Genomic DNA, 21,838 nt, shown 5'->3' on the forward strand with positions numbered 1-21,838 from the left:
ATTCACTCCTTGCTGGGTAGGGCAGGTACTTTGAAAACGTGGCGCAAATAGGCGACAAAGTTCGGATCGGTGCAGTGGGTCTTGCCCGCTTCATCGGAAATCTTCGCGACGGGCTGGCCATTACAGGCAGTCATTTTAAGCACGATGCTCATCGGTTCCACACCTGGAATATCACAGGTCAGGTTGGTGCCGATGCCGAAGCTCACATTGATCCGACCACGCAGCGCGCGGAAAATCTCCAGCGCCTTGGGCAGCGACAGGCTGTCGGAGAACACCAGGGTCTTGCTCATGGGCTCGATCCCCAGCTTGTGATAGTGGGCGATCGCCTTTTCGGCCCATTGCACCGGGTCACCGGAGTCGTGGCGCAGGCCGTCGAAGAGCTTGGCGAAGTACAGGTCGAAATCGCTGAGAAACGCATCGGTGGTGATGCAATCGGTCAGGGCGATGCCCAGCAGGCCACGGTACTCGCGCACCCAGCAGTCGAGGGCGGCGATCTGGCTGTCGATCAGGCGCGGGCCGAGTTGCTGGTGGGCCATGATCCATTCGTGGGCCATGGTGCCCAGCGGCTTCATGTTCAGCTCGCGGGCCAGGTGCACGTTGCTGGTGCCGACAAAACGCCCGGGGAAGTCGTGCTTGAGCACGTTCACCACTTCTTCCTGCACGCGGTAGGAGAAGCGTCGACGCGTGCCGAAATCCGCGACCTGCAGTTCGGACAGTTCTTCGACGCTGGCGTTGGCCGTCAGCCAGTCGAACTTGCGATACAGCTGCTCGCGGGCCTGTTCGAGGATCACGCTCTGGTAGCGATAGCGGTTACGCACTTCGCTGACGATGGCCAGCATCGGCACTTCAAACAGGATCACGTGCAGCCATGGCCCGCGCAGGCGGATAAACAGCTCACCGTTTTCGATACCGGTGTGCACGTAGCGCAGGTTGAAGCGAAACAGCCCGAGGAAACGCAGGAAATCCGGCTTCATGAAGCTGATGCGTTCCAGGAAGCCCAGTTGGTCGGGGCTCAGGCTCAGCTCGGCGAGGCGCTCGATCTGGTAGCGGATCTCCGCCAGGTACGGGCGCAGGTCTTCACTGTTGCGGCAACGAAACTCCCATTCAACTTCCACGTTCGGGTAGTTGTGCAGCACCGCCTGCATCATGGTCAGCTTGTAGAAGTCGGTGTCGAGCAGGTTCTGCACGATGCGATCGGCAAACACACTCTCGCTCATAACGGGAATCTCCAGATGGGTCGGCGATGGGCGCCGACCTTTACGCACAATTAAGGAATGGCGCTAGTGGCGCATAGACCTGTGCTGTTTTGCCAGTGTTTTTTCAGCTGGGCATGGTTGTTTGGCCCCTGGCGCCTTCGCGAGCAAGCCCGCTCCCACATTTGGAACGCATTTCAAATGTGGGAGCGGGCTTGCTCGCGAAGGCGGTATTGCAGGCGACGCGCCTCAATCAGACTCAACCTGCTCCATCATCCACTTCACAAAATCCCGCACCTTGGGCACTTCAGCCGAGTGCTCGGGGTAGGCCAGGTAATACGCATCCTGGCTCGGCATCGCGTGCTGCCAGGGGATCACCAGCTTGCCTTCTGCTAGCTCTTCTTCCACCAGAAACCTGGGCAGCAGCGCCACACCGCAGCCAACCTGTGCGGCGCGAATGCACATATAAAAGGTCTCGAAGCGCGGCCCATGGTAGCTGTGCTCGGTGTGATGACCCTGGGCGGCGAACCAGTCATGCCAGCCTTGCGGGCGCGAGGCGTTTTGCAGCAACACCAGTTCGCTCAGTTGCGTGGGATCGGTAAATGCTTGGGCGGGCAGGCTGTCGGGTGAGCACACGGGCACCAGTTCTTCGCTGAACAGCTTGAGGCTCTCGGTGCCGGGCCGTGAGCCCTGGCCAAAGTAGAAGGCCAGGTCGGCCTTGCCTTGCAGCAGCTCGTCGGGCTCCTGTTCGTTGCACAGGTCCAGGTGAATCTGCGGATGGCGCAGTCGCCAGCCCTTGAGGCGCGGCACCAGCCAGCGGGCGCCGAAGGTGTAGGGCGTGGACACCCGCAGCACTTCAGTCTCGCCGCCGTAGGAGCGCAGGTAATGGGTGGACATCTCCACCTGGGTGAGGATCTTGCGCACTTCCACCAGGTACAGATCGCCCGCCGGGGTCATCTGCAAGCGGCGGCGCACCCGGCGAAACAGCAGGTGCTGCAACAGTTCTTCCAGCTGCGCGACCTGTTTGCTGACAGCGCTCTGGGTGAGGTTCAGCTCTTCGGCGGCGCGGGTAAAACTCAGGTGGCGGGTGACCGCTTCGAAGCACTGCAGGGCGGTGATCGAGGGCAAATGTCTTTTATTCAGCACGGCACGCCTCTTTTTGTTCTTAGCATGAATAAACGGAATGATATCTCGCCTAATCGTCGTTTGTTGGCAAGTCTTGGGCCAGCTACAAATAAGGTCTGGATCGCCGCGACCGCTGGCGGCGCAAATTTCTGTTTGTAGATTGAAGGAGTGACCCATGGTTGCCGCATTGCTTGATCGTCTCGGGGTAAACCCGGCGCTGTACCAGTCGGGTAAACAACCCGTGCATTCGCCCATTGATGGCAGCCGGATTGCCAGTGTGCACTGGGAAGGCGCCGCCGAGGTGGAGCAGCAGGTCAGTCGCGCCGAGCATGCATTCGAGGCCTGGCGCAAGGTGCCGGCCCCCCGTCGTGGTGAGCTGGTGCGCCAGTTCGGTGACGTGTTGCGCGAGTACAAGGCCGACCTCGGCGAGCTGGTGTCGTGGGAAGCCGGCAAGATCACCCAGGAAGGTTTGGGTGAAGTGCAGGAAATGATCGACATCTGCGACTTCGCCGTCGGCCTGTCGCGCCAGCTGTACGGCTTGACCATCGCCTCCGAGCGTCCGGGCCACCACATGCGTGAAACCTGGCACCCGCTGGGCGTGGTTGGCGTGATCAGCGCCTTCAACTTCCCGGTCGCCGTATGGGCGTGGAACACCGCGCTGGCGCTGGTGTGCGGCAACGCAGTGATCTGGAAACCGTCGGAAAAAACCCCGCTTACCGCCCTGGCCTGCCAGGCACTGTTCGAGCGCGTACTGAAGAACTTCAGCGATGCGCCGCCGTACCTCAGCCAGGTGATCATCGGTGGCCGCGATGCCGGCGCCGCACTGGTGGATGACCCGCGTGTTGCGCTGATCAGCGCCACCGGCAGCACCCGCATGGGCCGCGAAGTAGCGCCGAAAGTCGCTGCACGTTTTGCCCGCAGCATTCTCGAACTGGGCGGCAACAACGCGATGATCCTCGGCCCAAGCGCCGACCTGGACATGGCCGTGCGCGCGATTCTGTTCAGCGCCGTCGGTACTGCCGGGCAGCGCTGCACCAGCCTGCGCCGCTTGATCGCCCATGAGTCGGTGAAGGAGGAAATCGTCACCCGCCTCAAGGCTGCGTATTCCAAAGTGCGCATCGGCCATCCGCTGGAAGGCAACCTGATCGGCCCGCTCATCGACAAGCACAGCTTCGAAAACATGCAGGACGCCCTGGAGCAGGCCTTGAGCGAAGGCGGCCGGGTGTTTGGCGGCAAGCGCCAGTTGGAAGACACGTTCCCCAACGCTTACTACGTGTCGCCGGCCATCGTGGAAATGCCGGAGCAGAGTGATGTGGTGTGCACCGAGACGTTCGCGCCGATTCTGTATGTGGTCGGCTATACCGATTTCGCTGAAGCGCTGCGCCTGAACAATGCGGTGCCACAAGGCCTGTCTTCGTGCATCTTTACCACTGACGTGCGCGAGGCCGAGCAGTTCATGTCGGCGGTAGGCAGTGACTGCGGGATCGCCAACGTCAACATCGGCCCGAGCGGCGCGGAGATTGGTGGCGCGTTTGGCGGTGAGAAAGAGACCGGTGGCGGGCGTGAGTCGGGCTCGGATGCATGGCGCGGGTACATGCGTCGCCAGACCAACACCGTGAACTACTCGCTGGAACTGCCGCTGGCCCAGGGCATTACCTTCGACTGAATCTCTGCTCGGAGTGCGGTCAATGTGGGAGCTGGCTTGCCTGCGATAGCATCACCCCGGTGTAACCGATACACCGAGGTGCCTGCATCGCAGGCAAGCCAGCTCCCACATTTGATCGGGTTCGCACATCAACAAAGTGGTTTGTTAGGTCTCATCGGAGTCTGGCAATGGCATTACGCGAAGCATGTTTGTGGGAACAACTCACTCCTGGCCGGCCGGATCGTGCCGCGCTCAAGGGCGAGGTAAAAGTGGATGTGTGCGTGATCGGCGCCGGCATCACCGGTTTGTCGGCAGCCATTCACTTGCTGGAGCAAGGAAAAAGTGTCGCCGTACTCGAGGCCCATCGCACCGGCCACGGTGGTTCGGGGCGCAACGTAGGGTTGGTCAATGCAGGGATGTGGATTCCCCCGGACGAGATCGAAGCCGGTTTTGGTACCGCGGTGGGCAGCCAGCTCAACCGCATGCTCGGCGCGGCACCGTCCCTGGTGTTCAGCCTGATCGACAAATACAACATCGACTGCCAACTGCGTCGCGAGGGCACCTTGCACATGGCGCACAACGCCCGTGGCGAGGCGGATTTGCGCAGCCGTGAAGAACAATGGAAGCGTCGTGGCGCACCGGTGGAGCTGTTGACCGGCGCTGCATGCGAACAAGCCACCGGTACCAAAAAGATCGCCGCCGCCTTGCTCGACCGGCGGGCCGGCACCTTGAACCCGATGGCCTACACCAGTGGTTTGGCCAATGCCGCCGTCGGGCTCGGCGGACAGTTGTTCGATCACTCCCCAGTCACCCAACTGGAACGCCAGGGCCAGCACTGGTCAGTGCAGACTGCCCAAGGCTCGGTGCAGGCCGAACAGGTGGTGATCGCCTCCAACGCCTACACCGAAGGCGAGTGGACCGAGCTGCGCCGCAACTTTTTCCCCGGTTATTACTATCAGGTGGCGTCGGCCCCTCTGACCGACGACGCCGCCCAACAAATCCTGCCCGGCGGCCAAGGCTCCTGGGACACTCGCCAGGTACTCAGCAGCATCCGCCGCGACGCCGAAGGCCGCCTGCTGCTCGGCAGCCTGGGCAACGGCAACCAGAAACCTGCGTGGTTCCTCAAGGCCTGGGCCGATCGGGTGCAACAGCACTACTTCCCGTACCTCAAACCGGTGCAGTGGGAGTGCACCTGGACCGGCTGCATCGCGTTCACCCCGGACCACTTGATGCGCCTGTTCGAGCCGGCGCCCGGGTTGGTGGCGGTCACCGGTTATAACGGGCGTGGGGTGACGACCGGCAGTGTCGTGGGCAAAGCCTTCGCGGATTATCTGTGTCACCAGGATCCACAGGCACTGCCGATCCCCTTTGCGCCGATGCAGCCGTTGGCCGGTGTGGGCCTGCGCAGCTGTTTGTACGAGGCGGGATTCTCGCTGTATCACGCGGGCCAATGCCTGCGGATCGTGATCTGATCAACGAAATACCCCTCAGAAGCCTGCATTTTCTTAGCCGGCTACTAATCTGTATTGGTGCGAGTCGTAGCAGTAACGCACTGTAAATGTGCACTTCCGTTACGCACGCTGTTACATGTTTAAGGGTGGCCGTTTAGTGGCCGGGTTGCAGCGCTTGATCGACCGGGTTGCACTTTATAGGTCCAATGGTTGCACCTGGTTGAGATAGACGGTTGCACGTCCAATCAAAAGGCGCCCAAAAACCTGCAATAACAATGACACCGTGTCTTTTTGAATAATAAAAACGTAATGGCACGACGCTTGCTCTGGGCTTTCTCCGAAAGTTTTTGAAGTGAAGCTGCAGTGCCAATTCAACAAAAACCTCGGAGCACCACTCATGTCCCAGACGTTTTACAAGAAAGGTTTTCTAGCCCTCGCCGTTGCTGCGGCGCTGGGTGTTTCTGCGTTTGCTCAAGCTGATGTGAAGATTGGCGTAGCGGGGCCGATGACCGGCGCCAACGCGGCATTTGGTGAGCAGTACATGAAAGGTGCCCAGGCGGCAGCCGATGTCATCAACAAGGCCGGCGGCATCAACGGCGAGCAGATCAAGCTGGTGGCCGGCGATGACGCCTGCGAACCCAAGCAGGCCGTGGCCGTGGCCAACCGCCTGGTTGACCAGGACAAAGTGATTGGCGTGGTCGGGCACTTCTGCTCGTCGAACACTATCCCAGCCTCCGAGGTGTATGCCGATGCGGGCGTGATCATGATCACCCCGGGCTCCACCAACCCGCAGGTTACCGAGCGTGGCCTGTCGGCCGTGTTCCGCATGTGTGGTCGTGACGATCAGCAAGGCATCGTGGCCGGCGACTACATCGTCGACGTGCTCAAGGGCAAGAAAGTTGCCGTTATCAACGACAAGGACACCTACGGCAAAGGCCTGGCCGACGCCACTGCGGCGCAGTTGACCAAGCGCGGCGTGAAGCCGGTGCTGGAAGAAGGCCTGACCCGTGGCGAGAAAGATTTCAGCGCCCTGGTCACCAAGATCCGCTCCACCGGTGCTGACGTCGTGTACTTCGGCGGCCTGCACCCGGAAGCCGGCCCACTGGTTCGGCAGATTCGTGAAGCCGGCCTGAAAGACGTCAAGTTCATGTCCGATGACGGCGTGGTGACCGACGAACTGGTGGCCACCGCCGGTGGTGCACAGTATGTGGATGGCGTGTACATGACCTTCGGCGCCGACCCCCGCCTGCTGCCAGACAGCAAGACCGTGGTGGAAGAGTTCCGCAAAAATGGCACCGAGCCTGAAGGCTACACCCTGTACGCCTACGCCTCGATCCAGGCCCTGGCCGCCGGTTTCAATGGCGCCAAGTCCGACAAGGGCGAAGACGCAGCCAAATGGCTGAAATCCCACCCGGTCAAAACCGTCATGGGCGAGAAGAACTGGGACGCCAAGGGCGACCTGAAAATCTCCGACTATGTGGTTTACCAGTGGGACAAGGACGGCAAGTATCACCAGCTGGAAAAGCAGAAGTAATAGTTAGCGCGATGGGTTAGACGCCACTTGACCCTGTGGGAACCGGGCTTTTGTGGGAGCTGGCTTGCCTGCGATAGCGTCACCTCGGGTTGACTGACATTCCGAGGTGTCGCTATCGCGGGCAAGCCCGGCGCCCATACACGCCAGCTCCCACACGGGGACTTGGTTGCCAGCCCCTTTTGTGTCTGTCTTTTCCTCCTAGAAGATCCGCACACCCACAGGTGTGCAGGCTCTCACTGCGTGAGATTGCGTTATGGATGGTATTTTCCTGCAGCAACTGGTCAATGGGCTGACCCTCGGGTCGGTCTATGGCTTGATCGCCATCGGCTACACAATGGTCTATGGCATCATTGGCATGATCAACTTCGCCCATGGCGAGGTTTATATGATTTCCGCTTACCTCGCGGCGATCAGTCTGGCACTGCTGGCTTACTTCGGCATCGAATCCTTCCCGCTGCTCATCCTTGGCACCCTGATCTTCACCGTCGTCGTCACCGGCGTTTACGGCTGGGTCATCGAGCGTGTCGCCTACAAACCGCTGCGTAACTCCACCCGATTGGCACCGCTGATCAGCGCCATCGGTATTTCGCTGATCCTGCAGAACTACGCGCAGATCGCCCAGGGCGCCAAGCAACAAGGCATCCCGACGCTGCTGGCCGGCGCCTGGAGAGTCGATATCGGCACCGGCTTCGTGCAATTGACCTACACCAAGGTGTTCATCCTGGTGGCCGCGTTCGTCGGCATGGGCCTGCTGACCTACATCATCAAGTACACCAAGCTCGGCCGCATGTGCCGCGCTACCCAGCAAGACCGCAAGATGGCGTCGATCCTCGGTATCAACACCGACCGGGTCATCTCCTACGTATTCGTGATTGGTGCCGCCATGGCCGCCTTGGCCGGTGTGCTGATCACCCTGAACTACGGCACGTTCGACTTCTATGCCGGCTTCATCATCGGCATCAAGGCATTTACCGCGGCGGTACTCGGCGGCATCGGTTCCCTGCCTGGGGCCATGCTGGGTGGGATCATCCTGGGTATTTCCGAGTCGCTGTTCTCGGGGTTGATCAACTCTGACTACAAAGACGTGTTCAGTTTCTCCCTGCTGGTGGTGATCCTGATTTTCCGTCCCCAGGGCCTGCTCGGTCGCCCACTCGTGGCGAAGGTATAACTATGTCTGCTGCCTACTCTATCGATATCAAGAAAAGTGTCGTCGATGCGGTACTCGCCGGGCTGATTTCGCTGATCGTGTTCGGTCCGATCGTCGGCGTGGTCCTCGACGGCTACAGCTTCAACCTGCAACCGGCGCGTGTCGGCATTCTGGTGGCCATCGTGATGGTCGGCCGGTTCGCCATGAGCCTGTTCCTGCAAACCCCAAGGGGCCTGCGGATTCTGCAAGGGTTTGAAAGCACCGGCTCCGGTGTGCATGTGCTCAAGCCGGACTACAAGTCGCGCCTGCGCTGGATCATCCCGGCGTTGATCGTGATTGCCATCGTGTTCCCGTTCTTCGCCAACAAATACCTGCTGACCGTGGTGATCCTCGGGTTGATCTACGTGTTGCTGGGCCTTGGCCTGAACATCGTGGTCGGCCTGGCCGGGCTGCTCGACCTGGGTTACGTGGCGTTCTACGCCATCGGCGCCTATGGCCTGGCGCTGGGTTACCAGTACCTCGGCCTGGGCTTCTGGTCGGTGCTGCCGCTGGCGGCGATTTGTGCGGCGCTGGCGGGGTGCATACTCGGGTTTCCGGTGCTGCGAATGCACGGCGATTACCTGGCGATCGTGACCCTGGGCTTCGGTGAAATCATCCGCCTGGTGCTGAATAACTGGCTGTCGTTTACCGGTGGCCCGAACGGCATGCCGGTGCCGTCGCCAACGTTTTTCGGCCTGGAGTTCGTGCGCAAGGCGAAGGATGGCGGGGTGCCGTTCCACGAGTTCTTCGGCATCGACTACAACCCCAACATCAAATTCCTGTTCATCTACATCGTGCTGTTCCTGGTAGTGCTGCTGGTGCTGTACATCAAGCACCGCCTGACCCGCATGCCGGTGGGCCGCGCGTGGGAAGCCTTGCGCGAAGACGAAATCGCCTGCCGTTCCATGGGCCTCAACCACGTGCTGGTGAAGCTCTCGGCGTTCACCATCGGCGCGTCCACTGCCGGTCTGGCCGGGGTGTTTTTCGCCAGCTACCAGGGCTTCGTCAACCCGTCGTCGTTCACCTTCTTCGAGTCGGCGCTGATACTCGCCATCGTGGTATTGGGCGGCATGGGCTCGACCGTCGGCGTGGTGATTGCCGCGTTCGTGCTGACGGTGGCGCCGGAGCTGCTGCGCAGCTTCTCCGAGTACCGCGTGCTGCTCTTCGGCGTGTTGATGGTGGTGATGATGATCTGGCGACCACGAGGCCTGATTCGTATCAGCCGTACCGGTGTTGTCCCGCGTAAAGGAGTGGCGCCATGAGCAAGGAAGTCGTTCTTTCCGTGGAACACCTGATGATGCACTTTGGTGGCATCAAGGCCTTGAGCGACGTAAGTCTCAAGGTCAAGCGCAACTCGATCTTCGCCCTGATCGGTCCCAACGGTGCCGGCAAGACCACCGTGTTCAACTGCCTGACCGGTTTCTACAAAGCCTCCGGCGGCAAGATCGAACTCAATGTGCGCGGCAAGCAGACCAACGTGATCCAACTGCTGGGCGAGCGCTTCAAGGCCACCGACTTTGTCTCGCCGAAAAGCTTCGTCAGCCGGGTGTTCTACAAGATGTTCGGCGGCACTCACCTGGTGAACCGGGCGGGTTTGGCGCGCACCTTCCAGAACATTCGCCTGTTCAAGGAAATGTCGGTGGTGGAGAACCTGCTGGTGGCCCAGCACATGTGGGTCAATCGCAACATGCTCGCGGGCATCCTCAATACCAAGGGCTACCGTAAGGCTGAAAGCGATGCCCTCGACCATGCGTTCTACTGGCTGGAAGTGGTGGACCTGGTGGACTGCGCCAACCGCCTGGCCGGCGAGCTGTCCTACGGCCAGCAGCGCCGCCTGGAAATCGCCCGTGCCATGTGCACCCGGCCGCAGATTATTTGCCTCGACGAACCGGCCGCCGGCCTCAACCCCCAGGAAACCGAAGCCCTCAGCGCGATGATTCGCCTGCTGCGGGACGAGCACGACCTGACGGTGGTGCTGATCGAACACGACATGGGCATGGTGATGAGTATTTCCGACCACATCGTGGTGCTGGACCACGGCAACGTGATTGCCGAGGGCGGGCCGGAAGCGATCCGCAATGATCCGAAGGTGATCGCGGCTTATCTGGGCGCTGACGAAGAGGAACTGGTATGAGTGAGCCAATCCTCGAACTGAAAGACCTGGACGTGTTCTACGGCCCGATCCAGGCCCTGAAGAAAGTTTCGCTGCACATCAACGAAGGCGAAACTGTGAGCCTGATCGGCTCCAACGGCGCGGGTAAATCCACGCTGCTGATGTCGATCTTTGGCCAGCCACGGGCCGAGTCCGGGCAGATCATCTACCGCGGCGTCGACATTACCCACAAATCATCCCACTACATCGCCTCCAACGGCATTGCGCAGTCGCCGGAAGGGCGGCGGGTGTTCCCCGACATGACCGTCGAGGAAAACCTGCTGATGGGCACCATCCCGATTGGCGACAAGTTCGCCACCGAAGACATGCAGCGCATGTTCGAGCTGTTCCCGCGGCTCAAGGAGCGGCGCAACCAGCGGGCGATGACCATGTCCGGTGGTGAACAGCAGATGCTTGCCATCGCCCGCGCACTGATGAGCCGGCCCAAGCTGTTGCTGCTGGACGAGCCGAGCCTGGGGCTGGCGCCGATCGTGGTGAAGCAGATCTTTTCCACGCTGCGGGAGCTGGCGTCTACCGGCATGACCATCTTCCTGGTGGAGCAGAACGCCAACCATGCGTTGCGCTTGTCGGACCGGGCGTACGTGATGGTCAACGGCGAGATTCGCCTTACCGGCACCGGCAAGGAGCTGCTGGTGAATGAGGAGGTGCGTAACGCCTACCTCGGCGGGCATTAAGTCGTTCGCAGGTCCAATGTGGGAGCGGGCTTGTGTGGGAGCGGGCTTGCTCGCGAAGACGGTGGGTCAGTCACATGTGCATTGACTGATACGCCGCTTTCGCGAGCAAGCCCGCTCCCACATTTTTTTGCGTCGCCTGCAGGCTTTCCTGAAATTGTGGACAACAAATCCGGGCACCTGCCAAAGCGCGACATATAGCCGCCGCAAATCCCTGTTTTGTCACAGTTTTGACTTGTCCCCAAGCACTGTGGAACCGGCTGTGGGTAACGTGGGAGTAGCTGGCTGGAGGCCTTTGTTTTCGCGGCTTGCAGCGTGGTGGTTGTTTATTGATCAGTGAGTTTTTCGTGACCACCCGAGGGTTTTGTCAACCTGTTTAAAGACACAGGTATATGACCGGAATATGTCACTTCGGCCTGTGGATAAGTCTGTGACTAAACTCTGGAAAGAGTGCCGCAGAGGCCGGAATGACTGGCCTGGAGCCATCGTCCTGGTTGCACCGTTTTGAACCGGGCTACATACGGACTACGCAAGGTCAAGCAAAAAACTTTTTGAATCGCGCTGAAAGCCTTGTGTAGCGCGGCTTTCAGCTTTTGTACTTGCCCCCAAAGACTGTGGACGGGGCTGTGGATAAGGTGCGCGCACATGGCTGCACGCCACGGCCTGTATGGCTTTCGGGCGATTGGTTGAATTTCGTACAGCATGAGCGGCATTCACCTGTGTCCACAGCGTGTATCAGTTGCCGCCAGCCCGGCAGCCGGGCATTCTGCTGGCTGATTTTTTACCTCGTAGCCCCGCAAGGAGAACACCATGTCCGATACGCTGTTTATTACTGGCGCGACCTCCGGTTTTGGCGAAGCCTGTGCCCGCCGTTTTGCCGAAGCCGGCTGGAAACTGGTGCTCACCGGCCGCCGCGCAGAGCGCTTGAACGCCCTGTGCGCCGAGCTTTCCAAGCAGACCGAAGTGCTCGGCCTGGTGGTGGACGTGCGTGACCGCAAGGCCATGGAAGAGGCGATCGCCAACCTGCCGCCGTCCTTTGCCACGCTGCGCGGGCTGATCAACAACGCCGGCCTGGCGGTGGGCACCGACCCTGCGCCGAAGTGCAGCCTCGACGATTGGGAAACCATGGTCGACACCAACATCAAGGGTCTGCTGACCACCACCAGCCTGCTGTTGCCGCGCCTGATCGCCCATGGCCGTGGCGCCGGCATCATCAACCTCGGTTCCATTGCCGGCAGCTACCCGTACCCGGGCAGCCACGTGTATGGCGGCACCAAGGCCTTCGTCAAACAGTTCTCGCTGAACCTGCGTTGCGACCTGCAGGGCACCGGCGTGCGCGTGACCAACATCGAGCCGGGCCTGTGTGAGAGTGAGTTCTCGCTGGTGCGCTTTGCCGGTGACCAGGCGCGTTATGACGCGACTTATGCCGGTGCCGAGCCGATCCAGCCGCAGGACATTGCGGATACGATCTTCTGGGTGCTTAACACCCCGGCACACGTGAACATCAACCGCCTGGAGCTGATGCCAGTGAGCCAGACCTGGGCCGGGTTTGCGATTGAGCGTGGCGCCAAGGCCTAAGTTCGTCGAGCTGTTGTGGCGAGGGAGCTTGCTCCCGCTGGGCTGCGAAGCGGCCCTGGCTTTTTTGGGGCGGCTTCGCCGCCCAGCGGGAGCAAGCTCCCTCGCCACAGGGTTTTTGTCAGGCTTGAATATGCGGCAAATCGGCCAAAACAGGACATAAGGTACACTCCACCCCTGAAAACCCCGCCGCGCTGTGCGGTTCAAGGGTTTTGACAGGAGGATATGTGAGTAACCGAGGTGAGCAGTCGCTGCTCAAACAATCGACCATCCTGATGTTCGCCGTGGCGATCGCCGGGATTGTCACGGGGGTGGTGTCGGGCGCCCAATCGATTTTATTCGACGGCTTTTTCTCGCTGATCGCCACCGCCATCAAGGTGCTGATGCTGATCACGGCCAAGCTGATCGCCAAGAAAAGCAACGAACGTTTCCAGTTCGGCTACTGGCACCTGGAGCCCATGGTGCTGCTGATCGAGGGCAGTTTCCTGCTGTTGATCGCCATCTACGCGTTTCTCAACGGCGTGTTCGGCATTATCAATGGCGGGCGCGATATCGAGTTGGGCCTGGTGATCATCTATGCGGCGGTGTTTACCGTCGTCGAGTTCGCCTATTTCTTCTACGTGCGTTACCGCAATCGCACGCTCAAGTCGTCGCTGATCCAGTTCGACAACATCAGTTGGCTGGTGGACGCGATGCTGTCGGTGGGGCTGCTGGTGAGCTTCCTGGCGGCGCTGTTGCTCAAGTCCCAGGGCTATGGGCAGTGGGCGGTGTATGTGGACCCGTTGATCCTGATCCTGCTGGCGTTGAGCATGCTGGCGCCGGCCTTCAAGATCCTGCGCCCGGCGCTACGCGACGTGTTGGGGATTGTGCCGGACCAACTGGACGGAAAAGTGCGCGAAGTGATGGAGGCGGCCCAGGCCAGGCATGGTTTCGATGATTACGTGTCCTACGTGCAGAAGCACGGGCGGGCGCGGTTTATCGAGATTCATGTGGTGCTGCCGGCGGATTACCCGGTGGATAACGTCGCCACCCTGGACGGGCTGCGCGAAGAAATATCCACAGGGTTGGGCAAGCCCGACGCGGCCCGCTGGCTGACGATCAGTTTTACCGGGGACCGCAAATGGATTGCGTAAGGCCCAGGTAGCACGTCGCCAAGTGGTAAGGCGTGGTCGACGGCATGTCCCGCCGGCTCACGTGCCCCCTGGCATCCAGGCACTCATTCCAGCCTTTGTCGTGCAGGAAGCGTTGTTGCAGCGCCAGCAATTGGCGTTGTAGCACGGCTTCACTGTCGGGCCGCAAGGTCAGCGCCCGCAGGTATTCGGCCTGGGCCCAGATGCGCTGGGTGCCGTCGCGCACGCTGCCGTCCAGGGCGAGCATGCCGCTGACCGCACCGGTCAGGTTATCCACACCCTTTTGCTCGGCATAGGTGAACGCTTTGCTCAGTGATGTGTGCAACGGTGTGCCCCGCAGCAAATCCGAAGATTCCAGCAGGAAGAACCATTCGAACTGATGCCCCGGTTCAAACCAGTTATCCACAGCACCCAGCGGTTTTTCCATCATCACCCCGTGTTGGCGGTCGATGAAGCGCTTCTGCATGGCGTTGGCCAGGTCCAGCAACGCGTCTTGGGTGACGGCGTCCTCCCGCACGGCCAACGTGGCGAGGAAACCTTCGGCAAGGTGCATCAGCGGGTTTTGCAGAGGGCCAGACTTGAGGGATGACCAGTTACGTTCCAGCACCGCTTCGTACAGGCCGTCGCCGGTGGCGAAGCGTTCGGCGACCACTTCCAGGGCGGCGTCGAGTACCGATTCCACCAGCGATTCACGTACCTTGGCCCAATAGTGGGCGCAGGCGAAGATGATGAAGGCGTGGGTGTAGAGGTCCTTGCGCTTATCCAGCGGCTTGCCGTGGGCGTCGATGCTGTAGAACCAGCCGCCGTGCTCGGCGTCGTGGAAGTGCCGTTGCAGGGAGCGGAACAACGCGGCGGCGCGCTCCTCGGCAAAGGCTGCGCCGGGTTCACCGATCAGGCTGGCAAACAGGTACAACTGCCGTGCGCAGGCCATGGCGCGATAGCGTTGCGGGGGCAAAGGCCGATGATCGGCGTCCAGGGCCTCATAGGGCAGCGCCAGGTCGGCATTCCAGCCCGGGCCTTGCCAGAGCGGCACGATCAGGTCGTGGAAGTGCGTCAACACGGCGGTCAATTGAGGCTTGAGGGCGGAGCTTGGAGCGATGGGCATCGGCTGGCGTCGTCACGGCAGGGGTGTTTGCGCGACATGGTATCAGGCTTGGGATCGGTGTTGTCTTTACTGCCGCCTTCGCGAGCAACCAAACCCCAGTCGCCGCCGAAGCCGCACCCGCCACCCGCACCAACGGCGCAGCCGCCGCCGGCAGGAAACGCACCACGGCATAACCGGCAGCATGCAAAACCGCCGTCGCACCCACAAACCCTATGGCATACGCCCAAGGGCTGGACATGTCCGGCAGCTCCAAACCATGGGCCACGCCATGGAACAGTGCAAACAGCGCCGTCGCCGCCACCGCCACGAACAACGGCGGCCGCACCGCCAGCGCTACCGCCAGGCCCAGCGCCAGCACCGACGCGGCAATCCCGCTTTCCAGCGCCGGCAGTTCCAGCCCTTCAAAGCCCAGCATCCCGCCGATCAGCATGGTGCCGACAAACGTGCACGGCAGCGCCCAGCGCGCCGAGCCTTTTTGTTGAGCGGCCCACAGGCCCACGGCGACCATTGCCAGCAAGTGGTCGATGCCGCCCAGCGGGTGGCTGATACCGGCCACCAGGCCGTTGTCGCCATGGCCGGGGTGGGCGAAGGCGAGGGCGGGAGTGAGCAGCAGGGCTGCGGCAGCGAGAAGTGTATTGAGGCGCATGGACAGGCTCCTTGTGGGGGTTGATCAGGCTGCGGTCAGCAAGCCCTGGCGTTCGATGAAGGCGACGATTTCTTCCAGGCCGACGCCGGTTTTCTGATTGCTGAAGACGAAAGGTTTACCGCCGCGCATGCGCTGGGTATCGCTGTTCATCAGTTCCAGGGATGCGCCTACCAGCGGCGCCAGGTCGATCTTGTTGATCACCAGCAGGTCGGATTTGCAGATTCCCGGCCCGCCTTTGCGCGGCAGCTTGTCGCCGGCCGACACATCGATCACGTAGATGGTCAGGTCCGACAGTTCCGGGCTGAAGGTGGCCGACAGGTTGTCGCCGCCGGATTCCACCAGGATCAGGTCCAGGCCGGGAAAGCGACGGTTCAACTGGTCTACCGCTTCGAGGTTGATCGAGGCGTCTTCGCGAATCGCGGTGTGGGGGCAGCCGCCGGTTTCCACACCGATGATGCGCTCGGGCGCCAGGGCCTGGTTGCGCACCAGGAAGTCGGCGTCTTCGCGGGTGTAGATATCGTTGGTGACCACCGCCAGGTTGTAGCGATCACGCAGGGCCAGGCACAGGGCCAGGGTCAGGGCGGTCTTGCCGGAGCCGACCGGGCCGCCGATGCCGACGCGCAGGGGTTGGGTGTTCATGTGATTCTCCAAGATAAAGTGCCCTAGGAACGGAACAGGCGGCTGTACTGGCGCTCATGGGCCATGCACGCCAGGGACAGGCCAAACGCGGCGCTGCCGTAGTGATTGGGGTCAAGCTGGCTGGCGTTCTGCTGGGCTTGTTGCAGCAGCGGCAGCAGTTCGCTGGTCAGGCGCTGGGCGGCTTGTTGGCCCAGAGGCAGCGTCTTCATCAGCACCGCCAATTGGTTTTCCAGCCAACTCCACAGCCAGGCGGCCAGGGCGTCATCCGGGCTGATCTGCCAGGCGCGGGCGGCCAGGGCCCAGCCCAGGGCCAGGTGCGGTTCGGAGCGCTGTGCCAGGAACTCTCGGGCGGCGTCATCCAGCTCCGGTAAACCGTTCAATAGCTGGTGCAGGGAATAGCCCATCTGCCGGCTTTCCTGATACAGCTCGCGGGTTTCACGGCTGGCGCGGTGTTCCTCACACAACTGCGCGAGGCGCGACCAGTCCTGTTCGGCGGCGGCCTGGCAGTGGGCGAGCAGCAGCGGCGCTTCGAAGCGCGCCAGGTTGAGCAACAGTTGATCGCTGATCCAGCGCCCGGCACTTGCCGGGTCGGTCACGCGGGCTTGCTCCACGGCCATTTCCAGGCCCTGGGAATAGCTGTAGCCACCAATCGGCAGCTGCGGACTGGCCAGACGCAACAGCGCCCAGGCTGGGTTCATAGACGTACGCCGAACTGGTGCAGCTTGGGCGGGTAGTTGAAGTCTTCGTCGCCATGGCGGGAATGGTGGTGGCCGCCGCCATAGGCGCCGTGTTCCGGCTGGAAGGGGGCCTCGATGGTCTCGGTCGTCGCGCCCAACTGATCGAGCATGGCCTTGAGCACGTAGTCATCGAGCAGGCGCAGCCAACCGTCACCCACTTGCAGCGCCACGTGGCGGTTGCCCAGGTGATAGGCGGCGCGGGTCAGTTCAAAGGCACTGCCGCAAGTGACGTGCAGCAGTTGTTCAGGTCGGGCGCACACGCGTACGACACGTCCGTCTTCAGCCTGTAGGAATTCGCCATCGTGCAGCGGCGGTTGGCCGCGCTCCAGAAACAGGCCGACGTCTTCTCCGTCGGCACTGAAACAGCGCAGGCGGCTTTTGCTGCGGGCTTCGAAATTCAGCAGCAACTCTGCGGCCCAGACGGGTTGGGGGGCGATTCGGCGGTGGATCACCAGCATCAGAAAGCTTCCAGCTATGAGCGATAAGCAAGCTAGAGCAAGGGTCTTGCCAACCACGCGGGGAGTAGGAATTCCCTGTAGGCAGGCGACTTGTGCCACCTGATGGCGCAGGAAATTATTCCAAAATGTTTCATTTTGGTGCGTGGTTGGATTTATAGCACCGGATCCGGGCGCTCGGCGTTGAATTCCATTGCTTGGTGCATGAAATTTCTTTCATCTTTTTTTGAGTTTTGATTGCTTGGGACTTTTCCTACGCACTTGCAGGATTTGCCGTGCGTTGCGTTACGCGCTGTTTCATTAGGATTCCGCTCCGTATTTAATCTTCAGCGGTTTCCACCATGTACAAGTCATTTTTCTGTTTACTCATTGTCAGTTTGTCGCTCGCCATTTCATCTGCTTCGGCCAACCTTCAGCGTGCCCCGGCATTCGCGCCGCCACCTTCTATCGACAACGTGATCGACCGCGCCCACGAGCTGTTGGGCACGCCCTATAAATTGGGCGGCGCTTCGGTGAAGCAGGGCTTCGATTGCAGCAGCTTCCTGGTGTACCTGTTCAAGACCGAAGCCAACATTCATCTGCCTCGCACCACCTCGGCGATGCACCGCTCAACCGCGGCCACGGTCAAGCGCAATGCGTTGCAACCGGGTGATGCGGTGTTTTTCAGGGGCAATGGGCGCGGCCAGGTCAGCCACGTTGGTCTCTATATAGGAGAGGGCAAGTTCATCCACTCGCCACGCACGGGCAAAAGCGTGCGCATCGACTCACTGGCCAACAGCTATTGGAACCGGAACTACACCACCGCCAAGCGTTTTCACACCGTGCGCTGAGTTATTCGGTGCTGCCCAGGCCTTGCCAATGCTTGAGGCCGATAAAGATGAAACGCAGCTGCTGGGTGATCTTGGCTTGTGGCGTGAGGTGCGCAGGCAGCGCTTCGGCGGGCGGGTCGATAATGTCGGGCAGGGTGGCGAACACGCTCTTGACGATCAGGTCGGCCATCACGTGCAGGCCGTCGGCATCCAGGTGCTGGAGCTTGGGCATCAGGGTCAGGTCGGCGGCGAGGTCGCTGGCGATGTCTTCACGCAGGGCACCAATGGCTTGGCGAACGGCGAGGCTGCCACCGTATTGCTCGCGGGCCAGGAACAGGAATTGCGAACGGTTGGCGGCGACCACATCCAGGAAAATCCGCACGGAGGCATCGATGATGCCGCCCATCACGAATTCGTTGTGGCGCACCAGGCGAATCGTCGCGCGAAAGGTCTGGCCGACTTCGCTGACCAATACCAGGCCCAGCTGATCCATATCGGCAAAGTGACGGTAGAAACCGGTGGGCACGATGCCGGCGGTCTTGGCCACTTCACGCAGGCTCAGGCTGCCGAACCCACGGCCACACTCCATCAGATGGCGGGCTGCGTCCATCAGGGCGAGTCGGGTCTGTTGCTTCTGTTCGGCGCGGGGCAGCATTGGCAGGCGGGCTTTGTGGACAAGGACAGCGACGCACTCTAGCAAATCAGCTTTGCCAGCGTCGAACTTCAAAAGGGAGAAGGGCGTTGCGGTTCACACAAAGTCAAAGCCCGATCGGCTGATCGGGCTTTTTTCCAGGGCCAGCACGGGCTTAGCTCTGTGCTTGATGCAGTTCTGCCAGACGGTCAGCACCGCCTTCCACTACGCCGTCAGCATAAGCGCGTTTGTTGGCGCGGCTCGAACCATCTTCAACCAGGCCTTTCTGTTCCAGGCGATCACGACCACCTTCGGCAACAGCGTTGCGTTCCATCAGGCGATCAGCGCCACCTTCAACCAGGCCTTTCTGTTCCAGACGATCACGGCCACCTTCAGCAACGCCTTCGGTGTAAGCACGTTTGTTGGCTTGTTCCGAACCGTTTTCAGTGATGCTGCCGTTGTAGTCGGTGTTGTTCTTGTCCGAAGCGCCGCTGCGAGCCAGGGTTTGGCTGAAGTGGGAAGCGTCGGCTTTCACTTGTGGGGTTGCCTGTTCAGCAGCTGGCAGGGCAAATGCGCTGGTGGCCAGGAGGGAAAGTGCAAAGCTTGCGAGTATTTGGCGTTTCATGATGGGTTGCTCCTTGGGAGGGCGATAAATTGGGTACAGGGCTAATGCTACTCTTGATAAGTCGATATAAAAGTTCATAAACACAATGGTAATAATCAACAGAATTGATTGTTCCCTGCGAAGGCTCTATCTCGCAGGTCTCAAGCCCGCGCTTTTGCACCGAGGTGGGTATTTTCGACACGAACGTGGGTAACAACGGTGCGTCGTTGATGATTGAAACTGTCTGGTTGGTCAGGAAAGGCGGTTTTTAGGAGGAATTCATCAATGGGGTTAAACCCCCGCGCCGTTTGTCAGTCGTAGCCATATAAGCTGTAGTCAAAACGCGCGCCGCAAAGCGCCCGCTCAGTCGTAACCTGGAGTCCTGTGCAATGACGCGCACTCGTAAAATTCTCGCCTGGAGCTGCGCCAGCTTCGTTTTGTTAATCGCCATTGTGGTGTTGGTCCTGGTGTTCTTTGACTGGAACCGGATCAAGCCGCCCCTCAACGCCAAGGTCTCCGAAGAGTTGCATCGACCGTTTGCCATCAATGGCAACCTGGCAGTGGTGTGGCAGCGCGAGCCCGATGAGGGTGGCTGGCGCGCCTGGATTCCGTGGCCCCATGTGATTGCCGAAGACCTGACCCTGGGTAATCCCGACTGGTCGAAAGCCCCGCAGATGGTCACCCTCAAGCGCGTGGAGTTGCGTATCTCGCCCCTGGCGTTGCTGGCCCAGCGCGTGGTGATCCCGCGTATCGACCTCACCGAACCGAGTGCGCAGTTGCAGCGCCTGGCCGATGGCCGCGCCAACTGGACCTTCAAGTTCGACCCCAAGGACCCGAATGCCGAACCGTCCAACTGGGTGGTGGACATCGGCGCCATCGGCTTTGACAAAGGCCATGTGACCCTCGACGACCAGACTCTCAAGACCCAGCTCGACGTCGTGATCGACCTGCTCGGCAAGCCGATCCCCTTCGGCGAGATCGTCGGCGATGCCGACGCCAGGAAAGCCCTGGAAAAAGGCTCGGCGCCGCAGGATTACGCGTTCGGCCTCAAGGTCAAGGGCCAATACCACGGCCAGAAACTCGATGGCACCGGCAAGATCGGTGGCCTGCTGGCCTTGCAGGACGCGGCCAAGCCGTTCCCGCTGCAAGCCCAGGCCAGGATCGGCGACACCAGCATCTCGCTGGCCGGCACCCTGACCGACCCGATGAACCTCGGCGCCCTCGACCTGCGCCTCAAGCTCTCCGGCAGCAGCCTGGGCAACCTGTACCCCCTGACCGGCGTGACCTTGCCGGATTCGCCGGCCTATTCCACCGACGGCCACCTGATCGCCAAGTTGCATGAGGCCAGTGGCGCGTCGTTCCAGTATGAAAACTTCAACGGCAAGATCGGCAACAGCGACATCCACGGCAACCTCGGCTACGTCGCCAGCCAGCCGCGGCCCAAGCTCACCGGGGCGCTGGTCTCCAACCAGCTGTTGATGACCGACCTGGCGCCGCTGATCGGTGCCGACTCCAACGCCAAGCAAAAAGCCCGTGGCGGCGAAAGCAAGCAGCCGGCGACCAAGGTGCTGCCGGTGGAAGAGTTCCGCACCGAGCGCTGGCGCGACATGGATGCCGACGTCGAATTCACCGGCAAACGCATCGTCCACAGTGCCGAATTGCCGTTCACCGATCTCTACACTCACCTGGTGCTGAACGACGGGCAGTTGAGCCTGGAGCCCCTGCGTTTCGGCGTGGCCGGTGGCAAGCTCGACGCGCAGATTCGTCTCAACGGGCGCACCACGCCGATGGAAGGCCAGGCCAGACTCACCGCGCGCAACTTCAAGCTCAAGCAGTTGTTCCCGACCTTCGAGCCGATGAAAACCAGCTTCGGTGAGCTCAACGGCGACGCGGACATTTCCGGGCGCGGCAACTCCGTCGCGGCATTGCTTGGCACGTCGAATGGCGATCTGAAGATGTTGATCAACGACGGCGCCATCAGCCGCGGACTGATGGAAATCGCCGGGCTCAACGTCGGCAACTACGTGGTCGGCCGCCTGTTTGGCGACAAGGAAGTGAAGATCAACTGTGCGGCCGCAGACTTCGGCATCAAGTCGGGCCTGGCGACGACTCGTCTGTTTGTGTTCGATACCGAGAACGCGATCATCTACATCGATGGCACCGCGAACATGGCCAGCGAGCAGCTTGACCTGACCATTACTCCGGAGTCCAAAGGCTTCCGCCTGTTTTCCCTGCGCTCGCCGTTGTACGTCAACGGGCCGTTTATCAAACCGAATGCTGGCGTGAAGGCGGTGCCGCTGATGCTGCGTGGTGCGGGCATGGTTGCCTTGGGTGTGATTGCCGGCCCGGCGGCGGGTTTGCTGGCGCTGGTGGCACCGAGCGGCGATGAGCCGAACCAGTGTGCGCCGCTGCTGCAACAGATGAAGGAAGGCAAGGCACCTAAAACAGTGAAAGGCTAGCTGACAAAACCGTGAACCAAATGTGGGAGCGGGCTTGCTCGCGAAGGCGGTGGATCAGTCAAGAATGTTC

19 protein-coding genes and 1 pseudogene are annotated in these 21,838 nt (G+C 61.0%); 11 read left to right on the forward strand and 9 right to left on the reverse strand.

The genetic code is table 11. The annotated features are described in order from the left end of the window. Positions 1–2: 2 nt before the first annotated feature. Both pncB and HX869_RS03180 read right to left on the reverse strand, forming a co-directional pair. Complete coding sequence (gene pncB, locus HX869_RS03175; protein ID WP_003217456.1) at positions 3–1,217, reverse strand: nicotinate phosphoribosyltransferase; 1,215 nt, start codon at positions 1,215–1,217, stop codon at positions 3–5. A 225-nt stretch (positions 1,218–1,442) separates the two neighbouring features. Beyond that, positions 1,443–2,339, reverse strand: coding sequence for a LysR family transcriptional regulator (locus tag HX869_RS03180; RefSeq protein ID WP_003217454.1), 897 nt, complete (start codon positions 2,337–2,339; stop codon positions 1,443–1,445). Between the two features lie 154 nt (positions 2,340–2,493). Here HX869_RS03180 and HX869_RS03185 point away from each other — a divergent pair, with 154 nt between their 5' ends. From HX869_RS03185 to HX869_RS03225, 9 genes are all read left to right on the forward strand, one after another. Next, positions 2,494–3,984 (forward strand): aldehyde dehydrogenase family protein, encoded by a 1,491-nt coding sequence (locus HX869_RS03185; RefSeq protein ID WP_003217452.1) that lies wholly within the window; start codon positions 2,494–2,496, stop codon positions 3,982–3,984. A gap of 167 nt (positions 3,985–4,151) precedes the next feature. Then, positions 4,152–5,435: an FAD-binding oxidoreductase gene (locus tag HX869_RS03190; protein ID WP_087692468.1), complete on the forward strand. Its 1,284-nt coding sequence runs from the start codon at positions 4,152–4,154 to the stop codon at positions 5,433–5,435. A 376-nt stretch (positions 5,436–5,811) separates the two neighbouring features. Next, positions 5,812–6,948 (forward strand): branched-chain amino acid ABC transporter substrate-binding protein, encoded by a 1,137-nt coding sequence (locus HX869_RS03195; protein WP_003217449.1) that lies wholly within the window; start codon positions 5,812–5,814, stop codon positions 6,946–6,948. 253 nt (positions 6,949–7,201) lie between these two features. Next, positions 7,202–8,116 (forward strand): branched-chain amino acid ABC transporter permease, encoded by a 915-nt coding sequence (locus HX869_RS03200; RefSeq protein ID WP_003217447.1) that lies wholly within the window; start codon positions 7,202–7,204, stop codon positions 8,114–8,116. Positions 8,117–8,118: 2 nt separating this feature from the next. After that, positions 8,119–9,396: a high-affinity branched-chain amino acid ABC transporter permease LivM gene (gene livM, locus HX869_RS03205; protein WP_003217445.1), complete on the forward strand. Its 1,278-nt coding sequence runs from the start codon at positions 8,119–8,121 to the stop codon at positions 9,394–9,396. Next, positions 9,393–10,268 carry an ABC transporter ATP-binding protein gene (locus tag HX869_RS03210; protein WP_003217442.1) on the forward strand — a complete coding sequence of 292 codons (876 nt, stop codon included), beginning with the start codon at positions 9,393–9,395 and terminating at the stop codon, positions 10,266–10,268. Before livM ends, HX869_RS03210 begins: the two co-directional genes overlap by 4 nt. After that, positions 10,265–10,981 (forward strand): ABC transporter ATP-binding protein, encoded by a 717-nt coding sequence (locus HX869_RS03215; RefSeq protein ID WP_003217439.1) that lies wholly within the window; start codon positions 10,265–10,267, stop codon positions 10,979–10,981. Before HX869_RS03210 ends, HX869_RS03215 begins: the two co-directional genes overlap by 4 nt. A gap of 807 nt (positions 10,982–11,788) precedes the next feature. Further along, positions 11,789–12,556 carry an SDR family oxidoreductase gene (locus tag HX869_RS03220; RefSeq protein ID WP_008439080.1) on the forward strand — a complete coding sequence of 256 codons (768 nt, stop codon included), beginning with the start codon at positions 11,789–11,791 and terminating at the stop codon, positions 12,554–12,556. Positions 12,557–12,780: 224 nt separating this feature from the next. Further along, positions 12,781–13,686, forward strand: a complete 906-nt coding sequence (locus tag HX869_RS03225) for a cation diffusion facilitator family transporter (protein ID WP_102367988.1) — start codon at positions 12,781–12,783, stop codon at positions 13,684–13,686. Here HX869_RS03225 and HX869_RS03230 read toward each other — a convergent pair. From HX869_RS03230 to ureE, 5 genes and pseudogenes are all read right to left on the reverse strand, one after another. Beyond that, positions 13,658–14,788 carry an AGE family epimerase/isomerase gene (locus HX869_RS03230; RefSeq protein ID WP_177080382.1) on the reverse strand — a complete coding sequence of 377 codons (1,131 nt, stop codon included), beginning with the start codon at positions 14,786–14,788 and terminating at the stop codon, positions 13,658–13,660. The two genes, HX869_RS03225 and HX869_RS03230, sit on opposite strands and share 29 nt — an antisense overlap. A 79-nt stretch (positions 14,789–14,867) precedes the next feature. Next, a pseudogene (locus HX869_RS03235) lies at positions 14,868–15,434 on the reverse strand (HupE/UreJ family protein); the annotation flags it as partial. A gap of 24 nt (positions 15,435–15,458) precedes the next feature. Next, the gene (gene ureG / locus HX869_RS03240; protein ID WP_003217431.1) at positions 15,459–16,073 is read right to left on the reverse strand and encodes an urease accessory protein UreG; all 615 of its coding nucleotides are present in this window, start codon (positions 16,071–16,073) and stop codon (positions 15,459–15,461) included. Between the two features lie 23 nt (positions 16,074–16,096). After that, positions 16,097–16,771: an urease accessory protein UreF gene (locus HX869_RS03245; protein ID WP_178902725.1), complete on the reverse strand. Its 675-nt coding sequence runs from the start codon at positions 16,769–16,771 to the stop codon at positions 16,097–16,099. Continuing rightward, positions 16,768–17,268 carry an urease accessory protein UreE gene (gene ureE, locus HX869_RS03250; protein ID WP_003217426.1) on the reverse strand — a complete coding sequence of 167 codons (501 nt, stop codon included), beginning with the start codon at positions 17,266–17,268 and terminating at the stop codon, positions 16,768–16,770. Before ureE ends, HX869_RS03245 begins: the two co-directional genes overlap by 4 nt. A gap of 338 nt (positions 17,269–17,606) precedes the next feature. On the opposite strand from ureE, the gene HX869_RS03255 reads away from it, so the two are divergent. Continuing rightward, positions 17,607–18,095: a C40 family peptidase gene (locus tag HX869_RS03255; protein ID WP_087692460.1), complete on the forward strand. Its 489-nt coding sequence runs from the start codon at positions 17,607–17,609 to the stop codon at positions 18,093–18,095. Position 18,096: 1 nt separating this feature from the next. On the opposite strand, the gene HX869_RS03260 is transcribed toward HX869_RS03255, so the two are convergent. Both HX869_RS03260 and HX869_RS03265 read right to left on the reverse strand, forming a co-directional pair. Continuing rightward, positions 18,097–18,729 (reverse strand): TetR family transcriptional regulator, encoded by a 633-nt coding sequence (locus HX869_RS03260; RefSeq protein ID WP_003217423.1) that lies wholly within the window; start codon positions 18,727–18,729, stop codon positions 18,097–18,099. Positions 18,730–18,880: 151 nt separating this feature from the next. Continuing rightward, entirely contained in the window at positions 18,881–19,330 is a 450-nt protein-coding gene (locus HX869_RS03265) for a hypothetical protein (RefSeq protein ID WP_003217421.1), read from the reverse strand. 368 nt (positions 19,331–19,698) lie between these two features. On the opposite strand from HX869_RS03265, the gene HX869_RS03270 reads away from it, so the two are divergent. Beyond that, complete coding sequence (locus HX869_RS03270) at positions 19,699–21,768, forward strand: AsmA family protein (protein WP_178902726.1); 2,070 nt, start codon at positions 19,699–19,701, stop codon at positions 21,766–21,768. Positions 21,769–21,838 lie beyond the last annotated feature (70 nt).

Source organism: Pseudomonas sp. P7779 (assembly GCF_013386315.1).
Classification (GTDB): domain Bacteria; phylum Pseudomonadota; class Gammaproteobacteria; order Pseudomonadales; family Pseudomonadaceae; genus Aquipseudomonas.